The 18,546-nt window shown below is 65.3% G+C and carries 19 protein-coding genes; 4 read left to right on the top strand and 15 right to left on the bottom strand.

Annotation, left to right across the window (positions count from 1 at the left end):
- Positions 1 to 100: 100 nt before the first annotated feature.
- The 14 genes from G5A46_RS17680 to G5A46_RS17615 form a co-directional block, all read right to left on the bottom strand.
- A complete protein-coding gene (locus G5A46_RS17680; RefSeq protein ID WP_204318796.1) occupies positions 101 to 1,258 on the bottom strand; it encodes an acetyl-CoA C-acetyltransferase in 1,158 nt (385 codons plus the stop codon).
- On the bottom strand, positions 1,251 to 2,048 hold the full coding sequence (locus G5A46_RS17675; protein ID WP_163851730.1) for an enoyl-CoA hydratase/isomerase family protein: 798 nt from the start codon (positions 2,046 to 2,048) through the stop codon (positions 1,251 to 1,253). The genes G5A46_RS17680 and G5A46_RS17675 overlap by 8 nt, the downstream gene beginning before the upstream one ends.
- Positions 2,045 to 3,157 carry a phosphotransferase gene (locus G5A46_RS17670; protein ID WP_163851728.1) on the bottom strand — a complete coding sequence of 371 codons (1,113 nt, stop codon included), beginning with the start codon at positions 3,155 to 3,157 and terminating at the stop codon, positions 2,045 to 2,047. Before G5A46_RS17670 ends, G5A46_RS17675 begins: the two co-directional genes overlap by 4 nt.
- Positions 3,154 to 4,347: an acyl-CoA dehydrogenase family protein gene (locus tag G5A46_RS17665; protein ID WP_163851726.1), complete on the bottom strand. Its 1,194-nt coding sequence runs from the start codon at positions 4,345 to 4,347 to the stop codon at positions 3,154 to 3,156. Before G5A46_RS17665 ends, G5A46_RS17670 begins: the two co-directional genes overlap by 4 nt.
- Complete coding sequence (locus G5A46_RS17660; protein ID WP_163851723.1) at positions 4,344 to 5,105, bottom strand: SDR family NAD(P)-dependent oxidoreductase; 762 nt, start codon at positions 5,103 to 5,105, stop codon at positions 4,344 to 4,346. The genes G5A46_RS17665 and G5A46_RS17660 overlap by 4 nt, the downstream gene beginning before the upstream one ends.
- Positions 5,106 to 5,220: 115 nt before the next feature.
- Positions 5,221 to 5,976 carry a FadR/GntR family transcriptional regulator gene (locus G5A46_RS19880; protein WP_204318795.1) on the bottom strand — a complete coding sequence of 252 codons (756 nt, stop codon included), beginning with the start codon at positions 5,974 to 5,976 and terminating at the stop codon, positions 5,221 to 5,223.
- 312 nt (positions 5,977 to 6,288) lie between these two features.
- Positions 6,289 to 7,131, bottom strand: a complete 843-nt coding sequence (locus tag G5A46_RS17650) for an arsenate reductase/protein-tyrosine-phosphatase family protein (protein WP_239521078.1) — start codon at positions 7,129 to 7,131, stop codon at positions 6,289 to 6,291.
- A 145-nt stretch (positions 7,132 to 7,276) separates the two neighbouring features.
- Complete coding sequence (locus G5A46_RS17645) at positions 7,277 to 7,603, bottom strand: winged helix-turn-helix domain-containing protein (protein ID WP_163851722.1); 327 nt, start codon at positions 7,601 to 7,603, stop codon at positions 7,277 to 7,279.
- Complete coding sequence (gene phoU, locus G5A46_RS17640) at positions 7,600 to 8,292, bottom strand: phosphate signaling complex protein PhoU (protein WP_163851720.1); 693 nt, start codon at positions 8,290 to 8,292, stop codon at positions 7,600 to 7,602. The genes G5A46_RS17645 and phoU overlap by 4 nt, the downstream gene beginning before the upstream one ends.
- Positions 8,293 to 8,301: 9 nt before the next feature.
- Positions 8,302 to 9,180, bottom strand: coding sequence for a phosphate ABC transporter ATP-binding protein PstB (pstB, locus tag G5A46_RS17635; protein WP_239521077.1), 879 nt, complete (start codon positions 9,178 to 9,180; stop codon positions 8,302 to 8,304).
- Between the two features lie 3 nt (positions 9,181 to 9,183).
- On the bottom strand, positions 9,184 to 10,137 hold the full coding sequence (gene pstA, locus G5A46_RS17630; RefSeq protein ID WP_163851718.1) for a phosphate ABC transporter permease PstA: 954 nt from the start codon (positions 10,135 to 10,137) through the stop codon (positions 9,184 to 9,186).
- A gap of 1 nt (position 10,138) precedes the next feature.
- Positions 10,139 to 11,071 (bottom strand): phosphate ABC transporter permease subunit PstC, encoded by a 933-nt coding sequence (gene pstC / locus G5A46_RS17625; protein WP_204318794.1) that lies wholly within the window; start codon positions 11,069 to 11,071, stop codon positions 10,139 to 10,141.
- 67 nt (positions 11,072 to 11,138) lie between these two features.
- Positions 11,139 to 12,110, bottom strand: coding sequence for a PstS family phosphate ABC transporter substrate-binding protein (locus G5A46_RS17620; RefSeq protein WP_163851716.1), 972 nt, complete (start codon positions 12,108 to 12,110; stop codon positions 11,139 to 11,141).
- Positions 12,111 to 12,457: 347 nt separating this feature from the next.
- Entirely contained in the window at positions 12,458 to 13,669 is a 1,212-nt protein-coding gene (locus G5A46_RS17615) for a GTP-binding protein (protein ID WP_163851714.1), read from the bottom strand.
- Between the two features lie 293 nt (positions 13,670 to 13,962).
- On the opposite strand from G5A46_RS17615, the gene G5A46_RS17610 reads away from it, so the two are divergent.
- The gene (locus G5A46_RS17610; RefSeq protein WP_163851712.1) at positions 13,963 to 14,976 is read left to right on the top strand and encodes a nucleotidyltransferase family protein; all 1,014 of its coding nucleotides are present in this window, start codon (positions 13,963 to 13,965) and stop codon (positions 14,974 to 14,976) included.
- Positions 14,977 to 15,002: 26 nt separating this feature from the next.
- Here the strand turns inward: G5A46_RS17610 and G5A46_RS17605 are convergent, their stop codons facing one another.
- Positions 15,003 to 15,392 carry a winged helix-turn-helix transcriptional regulator gene (locus tag G5A46_RS17605; RefSeq protein ID WP_163851710.1) on the bottom strand — a complete coding sequence of 130 codons (390 nt, stop codon included), beginning with the start codon at positions 15,390 to 15,392 and terminating at the stop codon, positions 15,003 to 15,005.
- Between the two features lie 86 nt (positions 15,393 to 15,478).
- Here G5A46_RS17605 and G5A46_RS17600 point away from each other — a divergent pair, with 86 nt between their 5' ends.
- The 3 genes from G5A46_RS17600 to G5A46_RS17590 all read left to right on the top strand — a co-directional run bounded on the left by G5A46_RS17600 (position 15,479) and on the right by G5A46_RS17590 (position 18,536).
- The gene (locus tag G5A46_RS17600) at positions 15,479 to 15,874 is read left to right on the top strand and encodes a nuclear transport factor 2 family protein (protein ID WP_163851709.1); all 396 of its coding nucleotides are present in this window, start codon (positions 15,479 to 15,481) and stop codon (positions 15,872 to 15,874) included.
- 97 nt (positions 15,875 to 15,971) lie between these two features.
- Positions 15,972 to 17,534 (top strand): DUF2817 domain-containing protein, encoded by a 1,563-nt coding sequence (locus G5A46_RS17595; protein ID WP_163851707.1) that lies wholly within the window; start codon positions 15,972 to 15,974, stop codon positions 17,532 to 17,534.
- 15 nt (positions 17,535 to 17,549) lie between these two features.
- Positions 17,550 to 18,536 (top strand): TRAP transporter substrate-binding protein, encoded by a 987-nt coding sequence (locus G5A46_RS17590; RefSeq protein WP_163851705.1) that lies wholly within the window; start codon positions 17,550 to 17,552, stop codon positions 18,534 to 18,536.
- The last annotated feature ends 10 nt before the right edge of the window (positions 18,537 to 18,546 follow it).

Genomic DNA, 18,546 nt, shown 5'->3' with positions numbered 1-18,546 from the left:
CGCGGCCTCTGAAACTCCGGGCCCGAATTCACGTCCCGCGAACGGTGCCGCAGGTCGGATTGCACCGGGTCACGACCGGCACAATCCGCGTTGGTTCTCGTCAGACGGCCTCGACAATCGTCACATTTGCAATCCCGCCGCCCTCGCACATGGTCTGCAAACCGTAGCGGCCTCCGGTCTGGCGCAGACCTGACAACAATGTCGTCATCAGCCGCGCGCCGCTCGCGCCGAGAGGGTGCCCAAGCGCGATTGCCCCGCCATTCACGTTCAACCGGGCCGGATCTGCACCCGTTTCCTTGAGCCAGGCCAGTGGCACCGGGGCAAAGGCCTCGTTCACCTCGTAAAGGTCGATATCGTCAATCTTCATCCCGGCCCGGTCCAGCGCGCGGGCGGTGGCGGGGATCGGTTCCTCCAGCATGATGACGGGGTCACCGGCGGTCACGGTCAGGTTCACGATCCGCGCGCGCGGGGTCAGCCCGTGGCGTTTCAGCGCCGCCTCCGACACGATCATCACGCCCGCCGCGCCGTCGCAGATCTGCGAGGCATTGGCGGCCGTGATCATGCCGCCATCTTCAAGCGTGCGAACGGCGGAAATCCCGTCAAGGGACGCATCGGCGCGGATCCCCTCGTCGCGATCATGCAGCCCGTCCCCGACAGCCAGCGGCAGGATTTCTTCGGCAAAGGCGCCCGCCTCGGTCGCGGTCTGGGCGCGGCGATGGCTTTCAAGGGCGAACCGGTCCAGTGTCTCCCGGTCAAGGCCGTGTTTCCGCGCGATCATCTCCGCGCCTTTGAACTGGCTGAACTCCGTGGTGCCATAGCGCGCACCGATCCGATCGCTGAACGGACCGCCCAGGCCCGCCTTCCGGTGCAGCGTCACGTTGGAGAACATCGGCACACGCGTCATGCTTTCGACGCCCATGGCGATCACCACATCCTGCGTGCCGGACATGACGGCCTGCGCGGCGAACTGGATGGATTGTTGCGAGCTGCCGCATTGCCGGTCGATGGTCACCGCCGGCACGCTTTGCGGCAGGTTCGATGCCAGCACGCAATTGCGCCCAAAGGCAAAGGCCTGTTGCCCGGCCTGCGTGACGCATCCCACGATCACGTCATCCACCGCAGCCGGGTCGATGCCGGTGCGATCGACCAGCGCGTTCAGGATCTCTCCGCCCAGATCGGCGGGGTGCCAATCCCTCAGCGCGCCGTCACGGCGGCCACCGGCGGTGCGAATGCTGTCGACGATATAGGCTTCAGTCATGGTCTCCTCCATTCACGAAATCGGGTTTGCGTCCGGCCAGGTAGGCGCTGACGCCTTCGCGCCCTTCTGCACCCGCCCCGGCGGCGGCGATGGCGCGGGTCTCCGCTTCCATCTGCTGGGCAAAGCCGGTGGCGTGGGAGGCATGCAGCAACCGCCGCGCCTGCCCCATCGCGCCCACGGCGCCCCGCGCCATCCGGTCGGCGATGCGGGCGCCCTCCTCCTCCAGCGTGCCGTCGTCGACCACGCGGGAGATCAGGCCGATCCGGGCCGCCTCCTCCGCCCCGACGCGGGTGTTGGTCAGGATCATTTCCTGTGCGCGGCGCATCCCCACAAGGCGCGGCAGCAGCCATGTCATCCCGCCGTCCGGCGTCAGCCCTATACCCAGATAGGCCGGGGTGAAATGCGCATCGGGAGCAGCCAGCACCACGTCGCCGGAAATCGCAAGGCTGAGGCCCGCGCCCGCCGCAGGGCCATTGACCAGCGTGATCAAGGGTTTGTCCATCGTGGCGAAATGGCCCAGGGCCACGTGCACCACACCCGCCAGCCGGGTGAGAAACGCCGACACGTGATCCCCCGCTTCGGCAAAGGTATCGACATCGCCACCGGCACAGAACAGCCGTCCGGCGCCGGTCAGGACCACGGCCCGGACGGCCCGGTCGGTGGCGACGGACAGCGCCGCCTCGGCCAGCGCATCGGCCAGTGGCTGGTCCAGCGCGTTGCCTTTGTCGGGGCGGTTCAGCACCAACCGCGCCACCGCGCCGTCGCGCTCGATCGTCAGGCTGTCGGTCATCTGCAATCCTTTGCGGCGTCCAGTGCCAGTTCCACCAACCGAGGAAACGCCTTGGCCCGTTCCTGCGCATGGGCAGAGGCGGCATTGCCGCGCATGGCCCGCCCCTTGATCCCATGGAAAATCGCCGCCAGGCGGAAGAGGTTGAACGCGATGTAGAAATTGTAATCGGGAATGGCCGCGCGCCCGGTGTTGCGGCAATAGGCGGTCAGGTAGGCGTCTTCGTCCGGCAGGCCAAGCGCGCGGGGATCGCTGCCACCCAGTCCCGCCACGATATCGGGCGGCATCCGATACATCATCGCGTGATAGGCAAAATCCGCGACCGGGTGGCCCAGGGTGGACAATTCCCAATCCAGAACCGCCAGAACGCGCGGCTCCTGCGGGTGAAAGACCAGATTGTCACAGCGGTAATCGCCGTGGATCAAGGCGGTCTCGTCCTCCTGCGGAACGGCACCGGGCAGCCATTCGATCAGCGCGTCCATGCCAGCGTCGCGACCCGCATCGGGATCGGCGTGATAGCTTTTGGTCCAGCGCGCGATCTGGCGGCGGACGAAATCGCCCCGGCGCCCGTAGTCTTCCAGCCCCACAGCATCCAGATCGACCCGGTGCAGACGCGACAGCACGCTGTTCATCTCGTTGTAATAGGCGGTGCGGTCGGTCTGCGGTACCTCGGGCAGGGTCGCATCCCAGAAGATCCGCCCCTCCACCATGTCCATGACGTAGAACCAGCTGCCGATGACGCTGTCGTCGGTGCACAGCGCATGAATGCGCGCGACAGGGAAATCGACGGTGGCCAGTGCCTGCTGCACCCGGGCCTCCCGATCGACGGCATGGGCGCCATGGGCGACCCGGCCCGGCGGCTTGCGCCGCAGGACGTAGGATTTGCCGGGTGTAATCAGCCGATAGGTCGGGTTCGATTGGCCGCCGCGGAACTGCGTCACCTCCAGCGGACCGCGAAACCCGTCCACATGCTGCGCCATCCAATCCGCCAGCCGCCCCTCGTCAAAGTGGAAACCGTCACGCACCGCGCCGGCGCCCTGGTTCGCCGCCGCGCCGGTGGCGGGACTGTCCCCGCCACCCGTGGTCGATCCCGCCGTTGCGCGGTCGGTCATGAGGCCTCCTGCGCCTTGGTCCAGCTGCGCTTGATCCGCTTGGCCAGGCTCCATTTATGGACCTCCGTCGGGCCGTCGTAGATGCGGAAGGCCCGGACCTCCCGGAAGACCTGTTCCACGATGGTGTCGCGGGTGACGCCCTGCCCGCCCATCACCTGCACGCAGCGGTCGGCGATGCGCATCAGCGCCTCGGATACCGCGACCTTGGCCATGGAGCTTTCGGTGGTGCCCTGCGCGCCGGTATCCAGCACGCCCGCGCACCAGTAGATCATCTGTTCGGCCTGCCGCAGGTCGATCTGGTTTTCCGCCAGCATGAAGCCGACGCCCTCGTGGTCGATCAGCGCCTTGCCGAAGGCGTGGCGCCGATTGGCGTAATCGGTGGCGATCTCGTGGGCACGCAGACAGGCGCCCAGCCAGCGCATGCAATGGGTGAGCCGCGCCGGGGCCAGACGGATCTGGGCATAGCGGAAGCCCTCACCGCTTTGCCCCAGCATCTGGTCCGCGGGCACGCGCAGGTTGTCGATGGTGATTTCGGCATGGCCGCCGGGCATGGAGCTGTCGATCGTGTCCATCACCCGGTCGATGCGGATGGCCGGATTCGGCAGGTCGACCAGGAACATGCAGGCGCCGTCATCGGATTTCGCCATGACGATGCCCATGCCCGCCCCCTCGGCCCCGGTGATATAGGTCTTGCGCCCGTTGATCACCCAATGGTTGCCGTCGGGGCGGCAGGTGGTCTGCATCATCATCGGATCGGACCCGGCGCCGTTCTCCGCCGCCGGTTCGGTCATGAAAAAGGCCGAGCGCATGTCGCCCCGGACCAACGGGGTAAGGAACCGTTCCTTCATCTCCGGCGATCCGACATGGCCCAGCAGGAACATGTTGCCCTCGTCCGGCGCAGCGGTATTGACCGCAATCGGACCCAGGGGCGACAGGCCGGACCGCATCAGAACCGCCGCCGTTTCCAGATGCGTCAGGTGATCCCCGTCGGGCAGGATATGCGGCGTCAGCACCCCGGCCTCCCGTGCGAGGCCTCGCAGCTCTGTCACCAGCGCGTCCGAAGGGCCGTGATCGCCGCAGCGTGGGTCGTGCTCATAGGGGGCGACGGTGTCGCGGACGAAGGTTTCCACCCGCGCGGCAATTTCCTGCGCGCGGGGCGAGATCCGGGAATTGTCAAGAAAATCTGTCATTTCGGAGCCATTCGGATCGCGCCGTCCAGGCGGATCGTCTCGCCGTTCAGCATGGGATTGTCGATGATGGCGGCAACCAGGTTCGCGTATTCTCCGGGCGCGCCCAGGCGACTGGGAAACGGCGCCTGTGCGCCCAGGCTGTCCTGGGCCTCCTGCGGCAGGCCCTCCAGCATCGGGGTCAGGAAGAGTCCCGGCGCGATGGTCATCACGCGGATGCCATGGCGGGCAAGTTCCCGCGCGATGGGCAGAGTCATGCCCGCGACACCGCCCTTGGACGCGGCATAGGCCGCCTGCCCGATCTGCCCGTCGAAGGCCGCGACGGAGGCGGTGTTGATGATCACCCCGGCCTCTTCGCCCGGTCTTTCGGTGCCATGCAGAGCGGCGGCGAATTTCGACAGAACGTTGAACGTTCCGATCAGGTTGATCTGAACCACCTTGGCGAACGCCGCCAGCGGCAGAGCCTCTCCCTCGCGGGAGACGACCTTGGCCGGCGGGGCGATGCCGGCGCAATTGACCAGGATGCGGGCCTTGCCGTGCAGCCCCTCCGCCTGGGCGATAGCCTCCTCCACCGCGCTTTCGTCAGTGACATCGACCTTGAAGAACACGGCGCCGGTGGCCCTGGCCCTGGCCTCTCCGGCCTCGGCGTTCATGTCGAAAATCGCGACCTTGGCCCCGGCGCCGGTCAGCATCTCCACCGTCGCGCCGCCCAGGCCCGAGGCCCCGCCAGTCACGATTGCGGCCAGTCCGTTCACTTCCATCTCAGTCTCCTCATTCCGTTGCGGCCAGGCCGCGAAGTGCATGTCATCTCTCTTGTCCCGCATGGGCTGCGAATGCCGGTAGGGCCGGCCCGCCGGAAACCGGGCCGAGCCCGGTTCAGCTGTCGGGCTCATAGGTGATCGTCGGGTCGATGCGGGCGTCGGGCTGCATACCGGCCAACGCCCAGCCGCGTTCGAAATCCTTCAGGTGCCGCTCCATCCACCGGCGCGCGCCGGGCGCATCGCCGGCCTTCACCAGATCCACGATGTGCCGATGTGCCGTCAGGTTCCGGGCGGAGGCTTGGGCGATCCGGGGGCGGATGACCTCGAAGGAGCGGAACAGCAGCAGGCTGACCGGCTCCCGCGACAGGAACAGCACGCGGTTATGGGTGCATTCAGCCAGCAACGCGTGAAAGCGCAGGTCCACCTCCACCGTGTCGCCCCCGGAGGCGATCGCCTGTTCCAGTTCGATCAGATTATCCTCCAGCGCGGAGATCTCCGCCGGGGTGGCGCGGTGGGCGGCCATTTCCGCGGCCATCGGTTCCAGGACCATCGCCACGTCCACCAGTTCCTGGAACGTGACCTCGTTCATCACCATGGCGCGGGTGACACGCGGCGCAAGGTCGCCCGAGCTGGGCACCGACACGACCAGCCGTTTGCGGCTTTCACGGACCACCAGCCCTTCGGCTTCCAGCTGCCGGATGCTCTCCCGGACGGTGGAGCGGTTGACCGCGAACCGCTCTGCCAGGTCGGTTTCGGTGGGCAACGGGTCACCCGGCTTCAGGATCCCCGACATGATATAGCGCTGCAATTCCGCAAAGATCGCCTGATAGGCCGGTCGCGGCTTGAACGGCTGGATGGCGAGGTCGGGCAAGGGTCACTGCTCCTGCGACTGCGGACGACGCGGAGCGCCGGAAATTATTTGTCGGACAATCCGGCAGACCGACAGGCTTGTCAAGCGGCCAGCCCAGAAGCTCCGCCAGGAAAGCAGGCGCCACGCGTCGCACGGCGTTCGCCGCGATTCTCTGAAACCGGGGGATCCATGCCGGAACGCGGCACGATCCCTCACGCCTCGCTTCGGATCAGCAATTTTCCGGGGTGACTGGTCAGCCGTGATCGACAGCCGCCATGCGGTGAACGCTGGCATGGCCCGCAACCGCGTCAGCCATGGTGCGACCGGTCGGGGCTATGCCCCTTCCAGCACCTGTCCGATGTCGTCCAGTTCCCGTTGCAGGGAAATCCGGGAAAGCGACGCGAAAGGCAGCGAGACAAAGGCCTTCAACCGGCGCTCCATCGTGGCATAGGCTTGCAGAAAGGCCAGCGCGCGCTCCGCCTCTCCGCCCGTGGTCCTGCTGGGGTCCGGCATTCCCCAATGGGCGGTGACCGGCTGGCCCGACAAGGGCGGGCATTCCTCGTTTGCGGCGTGATCGCAGACGGTAAAGACGAAATCCATGCGCGGGGCCGTGCCGTCATGAAAGATGTCGAGACCCTTCGGGTGGAATTGCGCCGCGTCATGCCCCTTGGAAAGCAGCACCTCGACAGCCATCGGCTTGAGTGTCTCACGCGGGTTCGTCCCGCAGGAGAAGGCCTGAAACCTGTCACCGCCCTCGGCTTTCAGAATAGCCTCGGCAAAGATCGAGCGCGTGGAATTTCCGGTGCAGACAAACAGGACGTTGAATGTCTTCGACCGGGTGGCGGGAATGTCCTTCTGGCCCTCGGACAACAGGGCGGTCAGAAGTTCCGGCCGACCCCGGCAACAATCGTTCACAAGATATTCGATCAGGGAAGCCGTGAGGGCAAGATCAATGCCGTAGTGGAGCGACCGTCCCCGGCGTGTCTGCTGGATCAGCCCGGCCCGCGTCAGAATGCCCAGATAGACCGAAAGCGTGCTGGGCTTGAGGTCCAGCGCGGCGGTCATCTCTCCGGCCGGGACCGTATCGGGGGTACGCCGCGCCAGAAGGCGAAAGACCGACATGCGGCCGGGGTGCGCAAGGGCAGCAAGCGCCGCGATGTTCGCCTTTTCGTTCACGTCTTACCGGTTTCGTGCCTGAATGATGCCGCAGGATCAGGGCTATCTGACGACCGACCGTGGCCGCCGCACCCTGCCCGATGCGTCTAGCACTTTTTGCAACGCCCCGCCAGCCGCGCGCCACGGTGACAAGCAGCCCCCCGGATCAGCCCAGGGCGTAGCCCACACCGCGGACCGTACGGATAGGGTACTTGTTGTCCGTCTGGCCCAGGGCCTTGCGCAGACGCGCCACGTGGACATCCACGGTCCGGCGATCGATCTCGGCGTCCTGTCCCCAGATCCGGTGGACCAGGGCCGTGCGGTGCCAGACCGTGCCGGGGCATTCGATCAACGTGGCCAGCAACTGAAACTCGGTCGAGGCGACATGAACGGCCACCCCTCCGCGCCGAATGCGCAGGCAATCGACCTCCAGCAGGATGTCGTCGAATTCCAGCAAGCTGACGCTGGGACCGGTCTTCAGCGCCCAGCTCATGACAGATCCTGCCCCGAGCGCGTCGCGCCCGGGGGCATGCCGCGCGACACGAACAGCACTTCTTCGGCCAGGTTGGTCGCATGGTCCCCGATCCGTTCCAGTGCCGTGGCCACGAACAGGCGCCCGACATGCTGCCGTGCCTGCGCCGGATGCTGGCGCAGGGTCACCATCACCCCGTCCAGGATCGCATCCTTGTAGGCGTCCACGCGTGTATCGGTGGTGATCACCTGCTTGGCGGCTTCGGTGGCGTGCTCCACCATCGCGATCACGGCCTGGTCCAGCGTACGCACGACAAGACCGGCCATATCCGCGATCTGCCGGGCCTCTTCGGGGCGGAGTGTCAGGCCCGGGGCCGCGATCACATGCCGGGCGATGTTCTTGGCGTGGTCGCCCGCCCGCTCAAGGTTCCCCACCGCGTGTTCGATGCCCATCACCAGCCGCAGATCACGGGCCATGGGCTGAAACCGCAGCAGCAAGTCGAAACAATCGGCGCGCAGCTGTTCAAAGGCCGCGTCGATGTCGAGGTCGCGGTTGACCGCCTCCAGCGCGCGTATCTCGTCGGCGTCGAGATAGGCGTTGGTGGCCAACGTGCAATTCTCGGCCGTCAGCTTGCCCATGCGACGAAAGGCGTCAAGCAGGTCGGCAAAGGCCGCGTCGAAGGATTTCAACAGGTGGGGATTGGACGTCATTGGCGCCACTCACCCGTAGCGCCCGGTGATGTAACTTTCGGTCCGGGGATGTTTCGGGCTGGTGAAGATCTGGTTGGTGTCCCCGAATTCCATCGCCTCCCCCATGTACATGAAGGCCGTCCGGTGCGAGATCCGCGCCGCCTGCTGCATGTTGTGGGTCACGATGACGATGGTCACTGTCTCGGACAGCTCCTGCACCAGGTCCTCGACCTTGGCCGTCGCGATGGGGTCCAGCGCCGAGGTCGGCTCGTCCAGCAGCAGGATTTCCGGGTTCGGCGCCAGGCCACGGGCGATGCACAGCCGTTGTTGCTGTCCCCCCGACAGGTCATAGGCAGAACCGTGCAGCTTGTCCTTCACCTCGTCCCAGATGGCCGCGCGGCGCAGGGCGGTTTCCACCGCCTCGTCAATCACCGCGCGCTTGCGGATACCGCGCACCCGCAGTCCGGCGGCAACGTTCTCGTAGATCGACTTGGGGAACGGGTTCGGCTTCTGGAACACCATGCCCACACGCAGACGCACCAGCACCGGGTCGGCCTCCGGGCCGATCAGGTTCTCTCCCTCCGGTTCCAGGATCACCCGGCCCTCGTAACGGTTGCCGGGATAGAGATCATGCATCCGGTTCAGGCTGCGCAGCAAGGTGGACTTGCCGCAGCCGGACGGGCCGATGATCGCGGTGATCTTGCGGTCCAGGATCGGCATGTCGACATGTTTGATCGCCTGGAAGCCGTTGCTGTAGAAAAAGCTGAAATCTTCGATCCGGGCGCGCAGCGGGTCGCGTTCGGCTGCCGGTCTGATCGCGGGGGGCGCTTCCGATTCCGTGGTGGTCCGTGCTTCGGCCGGGGTCTTGTCTTTGGATATCTCGTCCATGAAAATGTTCGTCTCGGTCATGGGTCAGTTCCTGTAGCCTTGGCGCAGCCGGTACCGGATCCAGATGGCGATCCCGTTGAGCGTGAATGTCAACGCGATCAGCACCACGCCCGTGGCGGCGGCGGCGATGTGAAAGTCTGCCTGCGGCCGGGACAGCCAGTTGAACATCTGGATCGGCAGCACGGTGAAGCCGTCGTTCAGCCAGGCAAAGGAGATGAAGGGGAACTCTGCGCTGACCGGCGGCGGCGGCAGAAAGGCGATGAAGGTCAGCGCGCCGATGGTGATGATCGGGGCCGTCTCGCCGATCGCGCGGCTCAGCCCCACGATGGCACCGGTCAGGATGCCGGGGCGGGCGGCGGGAATGATGTAGGACCACATCACCTGCCATTGATCCGCACCCAGCCCATAGGCGCCTTCCTTGATGATGCGGGGAATGGCCCGAACCGCCTCCCGAGTGGAGACGATGACGATCGGCAGGATCAACAGCGCAAGCGTCATGCCCGCGACCAGGATCGTCTTGCCGAAACTGAAGCCGTAAACGAACAGGCCAAGCGCCAGCAGCCCGTAGATGATCGACGGCACGCCCGCCAGGTTGGATACGTTGATCTCGATGAAGTTCGACAACCATCCCTTGCGGGCGTATTCCTCCAGGTAGAGGCCGGCGCCGATGCCGATGGGGATCGCCAGGACCGCTGTCACCAGGATCACGAGGAGAGAGCCGACCCAGGCCGACAGGATCCCCGCGCGCTGCGGCAACCGGGAGGGGTAGCTGGTCATGAAGTCGTAGGAGATCCGCCCGGCGCCTCGGATGACCAGATCCCCGATCAGCGTCAGCAGCAGCGTCATCGCGATGGCCATGACCACCAGCCCGCCGGTCGCGAACAGGATGTCCTTGCGCTTGGCCCGGCGGACAGCGTCAAAGGCCTGCTGGTCGGTCTTCACGGCGGTGCCGAGGGTTCCCTGTGTCGTGGTGGTCATCTCAATAGGCCTCGCGGAATTTGCGGCGCAGGTAGAAACCGATGATGTTGAACCCCAGCGTGATCACGAACAGCACCAGCCCGACGGCAAAGATCGACTGGTATGCGACAGAGCCATGCGAGACGTCGCCCAGGCTCATCTGCACGATGTAGGCGGTGATCGTGGCCGCGCCCTCGCGCGGGTCCCAGGTCAGGTTCGGGTTCTGACCTGCGGCGACCGCCAGTACCATGGTCTCCCCCACCGCGCGGGACATGCCCAGGATGAAGGCTGCGGTGATACCGGAAAAGGCGCCCGGAATGACGATGCGGGTGGCGACCTGCCATTTGGCCATGCCCAGCCCGTAGCCGCCTTCGCGCAGGCTGTTGGGCACCGCGCGCATCGCGTCCTCGCTGACGGAAACGACATAGGGCAGGATCATGATGCCCAGGATGATGCCCGGGACCAGCAGGTTGATCCCCTTCAGGCCGGGGATGATCCCTTGCAGGAATGGCGTCATGACCAGAAGCGCGAAATAGCCGTAGACCACGGTTGGCACGGCCTCCAGCATCTCCAGCGCGGGTTTGATTGTTTCGCGTACGGCGGGGCGCGCATATTCGCTGAGGTAGACCGCCATGATCAGGCCGAAGGGGACGGCGATGATCATGGCGAGCCCGGCGGTCTGCAACGTCGCCGTCAGCAATGGCAGGACGCCGAATTGGGGATTGGCGAACACCGGGGTCCACATCGTACCGAAGAGGAAGTCGAACAACGGCACGTTGACGAAAAAGCCCCAGGAGTCGCGCAGCAGGACAAAGACGATGGCGGTGGTCACAAAGACCGACAGCGCCGCGCAAAGGAACAGGAAGATCTTCATGCCACGCGCGATCCAGCGCCTGCGGCGGACAAAGCCGCTGCGGATCAGCTCTGCCGAAGTTGGAATGGAAGTGTCGGACACGATGACCTCGCTTGGCCGAAAAGGGGGCGGTGGGTCCGAAGTCCCACCGCCAGTTCGCAGGGGGGGCTTAGTTTGCGGCCAGCAGGTCGGCAGGCGTCACGCCAACCTTGGAGCCACCATCAAAGAAGGAGCCGGTCTTGCGCGCGGCAATCTTCTCTTCCGCAGCGGTGAAAGCCGCTTCGGGCAGTGCCAGGTAGCCGGTGGAGGCGACCAGATCGATGGCATGGGCCGGGTCGAAGAAGAACTTGGCGAAGTCTTCGACGTTCTGCTTCTCGTCCAGGTGCGCCTTGTTGACATACATGAACAGGGGGCGGGTCAGCGGCTGGTAGGTGCCGGATGCGGCATTGTCGGTGGAGGGTTCGACGCATTCGCCGCCGTTGTAGGAAATCTCCAGCGGCTTCACGCGGCCACGGTTCTCCTCCACATAGGCCAGGCCCAGAAAGCCGATGGCGTCGGGGTCGGTGGACACGCCCTGGATGGTGATGTTGTCGTCTTCGGTCGCGGTGAAATCGCCGCGCGATGCGCCCTCTTCGCCGATCACGGCAAAGGTGAAGTAGTCATAGGTGCCGGAATCCGTGCCCGCGCCGAACAGGGTCAGCGTCTGGTCGGGGTAATCGGCGTTCAACTGGTTCCAGTTGTCGATCTTGCCTTGCGCCTCGGTCTCATAAGCGGTCTTCAGCTCTTCGACGCTCATGCAGGTCAGCGGATTTTCCGGGTTCACAATGACAGCCAGAGCGTCCATCGCGACGGGCATCTCAAGGAACTCGATGCCGTTTTCGGCGCAAAGCTCGGCCTCTTCGGTCTTGATCGGGCGGGACGCGCCGGAGAAGCTGGTTTCGCCGCGGCAGAATTTCTTGAACCCGCCGCCGGTGCCGGACACACCCACCACGACACGGTTGCCGGTGGCAATCTGGTATTCTTCGGCAAAGGCTTCGGAGACGGGGAAGACGGTGGACGAACCGTCGACCTGAACGGCGTCCTGCGCGAGGGCAAGACCGGGCAGAACCAGCGCAAGAGCGGTAAGGGCGGGGGTACGCATGAGCAGATATCCTTCTGTCAATGTGGGTAGCTCGCGCCCCTGTTAGTCGCTCAATGTAAAAGATTCGTGACTTCATGAAATGATAAATTGAATGGCGCCCACCGGTTCCGGCCACCTGTCGGACTACTGCTGCCGAAGGGGTCTGTGCCTTCGGGATACAGGTTCCGCCACCCGGCGCGCCGCGCAGATCGCAATCTGCGCGGTCACGCATCGGTCTTCTGTAGGTGCCGGCTGTCTGGCCCGTCCCGCAATGGCCCTGGCGCAGCCTGGCCCCCGTGCGCCAAAGCCGCGCCACGCGGGTCCGCGACAGGCATTCCGCGCAACCGGCGCAGGGCGCGGCGATTGGGTTACGCCGCCGCCTCGGCCCGGCGCCACGCCGGGAACGGGTCCGGCAGATCCGGCAGGGCATCAGGCCCGGAGGCCGCCACCTGCGGCAGCAGCGCCGCATCCAGCCGGGCCTTCAACGCAGGCCAGTCGATACCCGCCCCGATAAAGACGATCTCCTGCCGCCGATCGCCCCAGGGCTCCTGCCAATGCGATTTCAGATAGCTCCGGGCGCCGTCGTGATCCGGCCAGCGTGCCTTCGGGACCGCAGCCCACCACGTCCCCAGCGGCGTGACCGAGGACAGCGCCCCGGCAAGCGAGAATTCCGCCACCCATTCGGAGCGGGTGGCGATCCAGAAATGCCCCTTGGCCCGGATCACACCGGGCAGGTCACCGTTCAGCACCGCCATGATCTGTTCCGGCACAAAGGGCCGCCGCGCCCGGTAGACATAGCTGGCGACGCCGTATTCCTCTGTCTCCGGGACATGTTCGGCAAATCCGTACAGCTCCTTGGCCCACATCGGATGCTCATGCGCCTTCTCGAAGTCGAACAACCCGGTGTCGAGGATCTCTGCGCTGGCAACGTCGGAATGGTTGGTTTCCACGATGCGCGCATCCGCGTTCAGGCTGCGGATGATCTTGCGCGCCGCATCCGTGCGGTCCGGCCCGGCATCCGCGACCTTGTTCAGAACCACCACGTCGGCGAACTCGATCTGCTCCACCAGCAAGTTGACCAGGGTGCGCTCGTCGTCCTCGCCCTGGGTTTCGCCCCGGTCGCGCAGGAAATCGTGACTGGAATAATCGTTCAGCAGGTTTACCGCGTCGACCACCGTCACCATGGTGTCGAGGCGCGAGACATCCGACAGGCTGGCCCCGGATTCGTCGCGGAAATCGAAGGTGGCGGCAACTGGCAGTGGCTCGGAAATGCCGGTCGATTCGATCAGCAGGTAATCGAAGCGCCCCTGGTCGGCGAGGCTGCGCACCTCCTCCAGCAGATCATCGCGCAGGGTGCAGCAGATGCAGCCGTTGGACATCTCCACCAATGTCTCGTCCGTGCGCGACAGCTCGGTATCGGCGCGCACCAGGTCGGCGTCGATGTTCACTTCGGACATGTCGTTGACGATCACAGCGACGCGACGCCCCTCGCGGTTGTTCAACACGCGATTGAGCAGCGTCGTCTTTCCCGCCCCGAGAAAGCCGGACAGGACGGTGACGGGAAGGCGGGTGTCTTTCATGGGATGGATACCTTTCGTTGCATGGGCTTACGGTGGCGCAGTGGCAGTTTGCACGGTCTCCCGCCTGGCTGAGCTGCGCGATGGCTCTTTGGGAGCTGGAGGCTTGTTATGTTATAACATAACCAAATGCAAGCTTCCCGTTGGCCCTCCCGCGTTCCTCTCGCGCGGTTCGGCGCATTCGCTGTCGGCGCCAACCACGGGCCTCTCCACCCCTACCCCACGGAAAATTCCTTGTGGTGCAACAGCAGATCCCCTACACCTACCCCACGGATTTATTTTCGTGGGGTAGTTCTGTGAATCATCTGTCGCAAGTCGCACGCAGCGCCTGGATCGACCTGTTGCGCAACCTGAAGGACGGCACCGTCTCGGGCGTGATCGGAACGCCCAAGCGCAAGACCGTCGGCGCGCGGCAATATTGGTACGATCACTACCGCATGGGCAGCCGCACCATCGACCGCTACATCGGCGAAGACAGCGCAGAGCTGCGCCAGCGGTTGGACCGCCAGAAAGAACTGGCCGCCCAGGACAAGGCACGCGAAAGGGAGCGCGCCCGCCTGATGCGCATCCTGCGGGCCGAAGGGCTGCGCACGGCGGATGTAAACACCGGCCAGATCGTCACTGCCATGGCCCGCACCGGGGTGTTCCGGCTGGGCGGGACGCTGGTCGGGACCAACGCCTTCTTGTGCTACGAAGGGGAATTGGGGACGCGCATCGGCTTCGACGCCGCCGCCCTGACCGACGATATCGACATCGCCAGTTTCGAACGGCTGTCCATCGTTCTGGAGGATCGCGTGGACACGCCGCTGGCCGATGTATTCCACGACCTGAAATTTGCGCCGGTCCCCTCGCTGGACGCACGGCATGTCTGGCGTTGGCGGCAGACGGACCGGCAGACCATGGTCGAATTCCTGACCCCGTCGTTCGACGCGCAGGAGGGGCTGCGCCCCCTGCCCGCCCTGGGGGTCAGCGCCCAGGGGCTGCACCATCTGAACTACCTGATCGCCGAACCGATCCAGGTGCCGTTCCTCTATCGCTACGGCGCGCTGGTGCAAGTGCCGCGCCCCGAACGGTTCGCGATTCACAAGCTGATCGTCGCCGACCGCCGCCGCGACGGTGCCGATAGCGCCAAGGCCGAGAAAGACCGCGCGCAGGCCGCCTTCCTGATCCGGGTTTTGGCGGAGGAACGCCCGATCGAGTTGGCCGACGCCTATGCCGCAGCACAGGAAAAAGGTCCAATCTGGCGCCGTCGCATCGCCGCCAGCCTGGACCGGATGCCCACGACCCGCGCACTGTTGGAGGGGCTGTAGACCTGCGTCAGGGCCGCGGCGGCATGTCAGGATGACGTACCGCCAGTCGCCTCCCCCCCATCTGCCGCCCGACGCGCCGCGATGGTGGCATGGTTTCGGGCGGCCCAGTCTGCAAGGTGTTTCAAGAGGTTCATCAATTCTCGCCCGATGTCAGTCAGGGTGTAGAACACCGCCAGCGGCGGCCCGGCCTCCACTGTCCGGGTCAGGTAGCCGTCCCGCTCCAGCCCGCGCAGATTGTCGGTCAGGACGCGTTGCGTGATATCCCCGATGGTCCGTTTCAGCGCGCCGAATCGCAGTGCGCCGTCCTCCAGCGCGAACAGGATCAGCATTTGCCATTTACCGGTCACCTTGGACAAAACCTGACGGATCGGGCAATGCGCCGCGTCTTCGGCCGACAGGGCGGTGAGGTTCAGCATATCTGGTTCCTTTTAAGTGCGTAATTGATACTTGGTATCCATTGTATACGTATTGCGCCACAAGTCCCCCAGGAACGGAGCCTCTCATGACCCTCACCGCCCCGACCCCCGAAGAGAACACAGCCAACGCGCGCGCCTTCTACGACATGATGTTCAACCAATGCCGCCCACGAGAGGCAATCGCGCGATATGCGGGTGCGGAGTACATCCAGCACAACCCCCATGTTGGCGACGGAAAACAGGCCTTTATCGACTATTTCGACCGAATGGCGGCGGATTATCCCGGCAAATCCGTAACGTTCAAACGGACCGTCGCACAGGATGATCTGGTCGTCCTGCATTGCCATCAGGTCTGGCCGGGCAGCAATGATTATGCCGGGATCGACATCTTTCGGTTCGATGCGGCGGGCAAGATCGTCGAACATTGGGATGTGTTACAGGTGATCACCGAGGGGTCCGCCAATGACAACGGCCTGTTCTGAGATCAATCACATATGGTTATACCTCTTAAGGTAATATGTATTGATATATGATCCCTGCTCCTCGAGATTGCCTGCCACGTCAGGGGAGCAGACCGAAGTGACCGAAACGCCGCAGGATTTCCACGAACTCTACCGCAGCAGCCGCACGGCCTTCCGCGCGGCGGCGCAGGCACAGGGCTGGACACTGGACCACCTGCCGCATCCGCTGACTGGCGCGGCGGGGCTGGAATTCGGCGTGGATGTCGCGCGACTGGGACCGGATCGGCCGCGCCATGTCCTGTTCGTGCTGGCCGGCGTCCACGGGACCGAACTGGAGGCCGGGGCCATCGCCCAGTTGGACCTGATGCAGACCCTGCCCGGGGCGCGGCCTGCGGATTGCGCGATCGTGTTGATCCACGCGGTCAATGCCCATGGCGGCGCGCATCTTTCGCGCACCGATGAAAACAACATAGACCCCAACCGCAACGTCCGCCGCGATCTCGCCCTTGCCCCGCGCAACACCGCCTATGACGCGCTGCATTCGGCCCTGTGCCCGGCGGATTGGGACGGCCCCGCCCGTGCCCGCGCCGAGGCCGAAATCGCCGATTTCATTGCCCGCAATGGCCTGCGCGCCCTCACCCAGGAGGTGCTGAAAGGCCAGTACGATCATCCCGAAGGGTTGTTCTATGGCGGCCGGACGGTGGGCTGGACAGTGCAGACCCTGCAAGAGCTGCTCAGCCAACACGGCGCGGGGGCAACGCGGCTGGCGGTGCTGGACATCCACACCGGCGTCGGGCCGAAAGGCTGGGGAGAGTTGATCCGCCTGGACCGCCCGGCGGTCGAAGGTGCGGAATGGGCCGGGATCGGCGGCTGCGTCTGCGATCTGGCCGACCACGTGCCCGCGACCGATCCGGCGATCAAGATCATCCTGGAATTCGGCACCCGCGAATTCCCCCAGGTTCTGACCGCCCTGCGCGGGGACAATTGGCTGCGCCATCACGACGCGACGCCCGCGCAGGCGGCTGCGATCAAGGCCGATCTCTACCGCGCGCTGATCTGCCGGAACCCGGAATGGCGCGCCGGGGTGATCACCCAGACCCGCGCCGCCGCATGCGCGATGCTGCGCGAACTCGACGGCGCGCGCAGCGATACCGACATCGCAGTCGATGCATTTGGACAGAGGCTCAGCCGGGTGACCGCGCCCGGACAGGCCTATGCGGCATTGCAGGCGCTGGCCCAGCAGGTCATCGGGGCGCGGCTGTTCACGGTGATGGAGCTGGTGGACCAGAGCCGCGCCGGACAGCGCATCCATTCCAACATGCCGCAGGCCTATCCTGTCTCCGGCGTCATCGCGCTGCGCGACAACCTTTGGTACGACACCGCCGTGCGGCGACAGGTGCCCTTTGTCGCCAATGACGCCGCCGGGCTGGCGGAGGTCTTTGCCGATCACGCGCTGATCGCCTCGTTGGGCTGTGCCTCGGTGCTGAACCTGCCGATCACGCTGGATGGCACGCTGCGCGCCACGATCAACCTGCTGGACGTGGCCGGCCATTACACGCCCGACCGCGTGGCGCTGGCGCAGGAGATCCTGACCGAACCCGCCCGCGCCGCGCTGCGCACCGAATTGACCCTCCGGTCCGGGGCCATGCCCCAACCCGACCGCAACAACGAACCCGCCTGAACAGGAGAGACCCACATGACCCTTGCCCCCCGTACCACTCTTGGCGCCCTGGCCCTTGCCACTCTGGCCGGCCCGGCGCTGGCCCAGACCACGCTGAACCTGGCCAATGAATACCAGGCAACGACCTTCGCTGCCGTGGCCGATGAGTTCTTCATCGACCGCGTGGCCGAGCTGACGGAAGGATCGGTGACGATCAACTACTACCCCGGCGGGTCCCTGGGGTTCAAATCCATCGACCATTTCGACGCCGTCACCGATGGCGCCATCGACATCGCCGACACCTATATCGGGCAGCTGTCGGGGATCGATCCGGTGTTCTCCATGCCCTCCCTGCCCTTCCTGACCACGTCCAAGGACGAGGCGCTGAAACTGGAAACCGTGCTGCGCCCCGCCTATGACGAGATCTTCGCCAAGGCCGATCAGGTCTATCTGTTCACCCTGCCCTGGCCGCCGTCGGGCATCTGGACCAACGAGGCGCTGACCGGCGCCGCCGACCTGGCGGAGATGAAGGTGCGCGTGCCCGACGTGACCGCGATGCAGGCGTTCAAGGCCGCGGGTGCCAACCCGCTTCAGGTCAGCTGGGCCGATATCGTGCCGCAGCTGTCCACCAATGCGCTGGATGCCGTCATCTCCTCCGCCGAGGGCGGGACCAACATTTCGCTGGGGGATTTCCTGCCGCAATACACGGCGCTGGATTACGTGATCCCCGTCAACGTCGTGCACATGAACGCCATGGCGCTGGAAAATCTGACCGAGGAAGAGCAGGCCGCCATTCGCCAGGCCGCCGCCGAGACGTCGGACTTCATCTGGGGCAAGCTGGAGGAACGTCTGGCCAGCACCTATGACGACCTGGCCGAACTGGGTGTGAAGGTGGATCGCGACGTCTCCCCCGAGGTGATGGAGACGCTGAAAGCCTCCTCCGGTACCGCGATGCAGGATTGGCTGGAGAAATCCGGCGACCAGGGCCAGGCCCTGCTGGACGCCTACCGCGCCGCCGAGTAATCCCCGGCCC

Origin of the sequence: Pseudooceanicola aestuarii, from assembly GCF_010614805.1 — a bacterium.
Classification (GTDB): Bacteria; Pseudomonadota; Alphaproteobacteria; order Rhodobacterales; family Rhodobacteraceae; genus Pseudooceanicola; species Pseudooceanicola aestuarii.
The sequence above is the reverse complement of the archived record's forward strand: the minus strand, read 5'-3'. Positions and strand labels throughout refer to the sequence as shown.

Coding starts and splice junctions, on each gene's coding strand:
- G5A46_RS17680 (WP_204318796.1), bottom strand. CDS start 1,258: ATGACTGAAGCCTATATCGTCGACAGCATTCGCACCGCCGGTGGCCGC.
- G5A46_RS17675 (WP_163851730.1), bottom strand. CDS start 2,048: ATGACCGACAGCCTGACGATCGAGCGCGACGGCGCGGTGGCGCGGTTG.
- G5A46_RS17670 (WP_163851728.1), bottom strand. CDS start 3,157: ATGACCGACCGCGCAACGGCGGGATCGACCACGGGTGGCGGGGACAGT.
- G5A46_RS17665 (WP_163851726.1), bottom strand. CDS start 4,347: ATGACAGATTTTCTTGACAATTCCCGGATCTCGCCCCGCGCGCAGGAA.
- G5A46_RS17660 (WP_163851723.1), bottom strand. CDS start 5,105: ATGGAAGTGAACGGACTGGCCGCAATCGTGACTGGCGGGGCCTCGGGC.
- G5A46_RS17645 (WP_163851722.1), bottom strand. CDS start 7,603: ATGAGCTGGGCGCTGAAGACCGGTCCCAGCGTCAGCTTGCTGGAATTC.
- phoU (WP_163851720.1), bottom strand. CDS start 8,292: ATGACGTCCAATCCCCACCTGTTGAAATCCTTCGACGCGGCCTTTGCC.
- pstB (WP_239521077.1), bottom strand. CDS start 9,180: ATGACCGAGACGAACATTTTCATGGACGAGATATCCAAAGACAAGACC.
- pstA (WP_163851718.1), bottom strand. CDS start 10,137: ATGACCACCACGACACAGGGAACCCTCGGCACCGCCGTGAAGACCGAC.
- G5A46_RS17620 (WP_163851716.1), bottom strand. CDS start 12,110: ATGCGTACCCCCGCCCTTACCGCTCTTGCGCTGGTTCTGCCCGGTCTT.
- G5A46_RS17615 (WP_163851714.1), bottom strand. CDS start 13,669: ATGAAAGACACCCGCCTTCCCGTCACCGTCCTGTCCGGCTTTCTCGGG.
- G5A46_RS17605 (WP_163851710.1), bottom strand. CDS start 15,392: ATGCTGAACCTCACCGCCCTGTCGGCCGAAGACGCGGCGCATTGCCCG.
- G5A46_RS17600 (WP_163851709.1), top strand. CDS start 15,479: ATGACCCTCACCGCCCCGACCCCCGAAGAGAACACAGCCAACGCGCGC.
- G5A46_RS17590 (WP_163851705.1), top strand. CDS start 17,550: ATGACCCTTGCCCCCCGTACCACTCTTGGCGCCCTGGCCCTTGCCACT.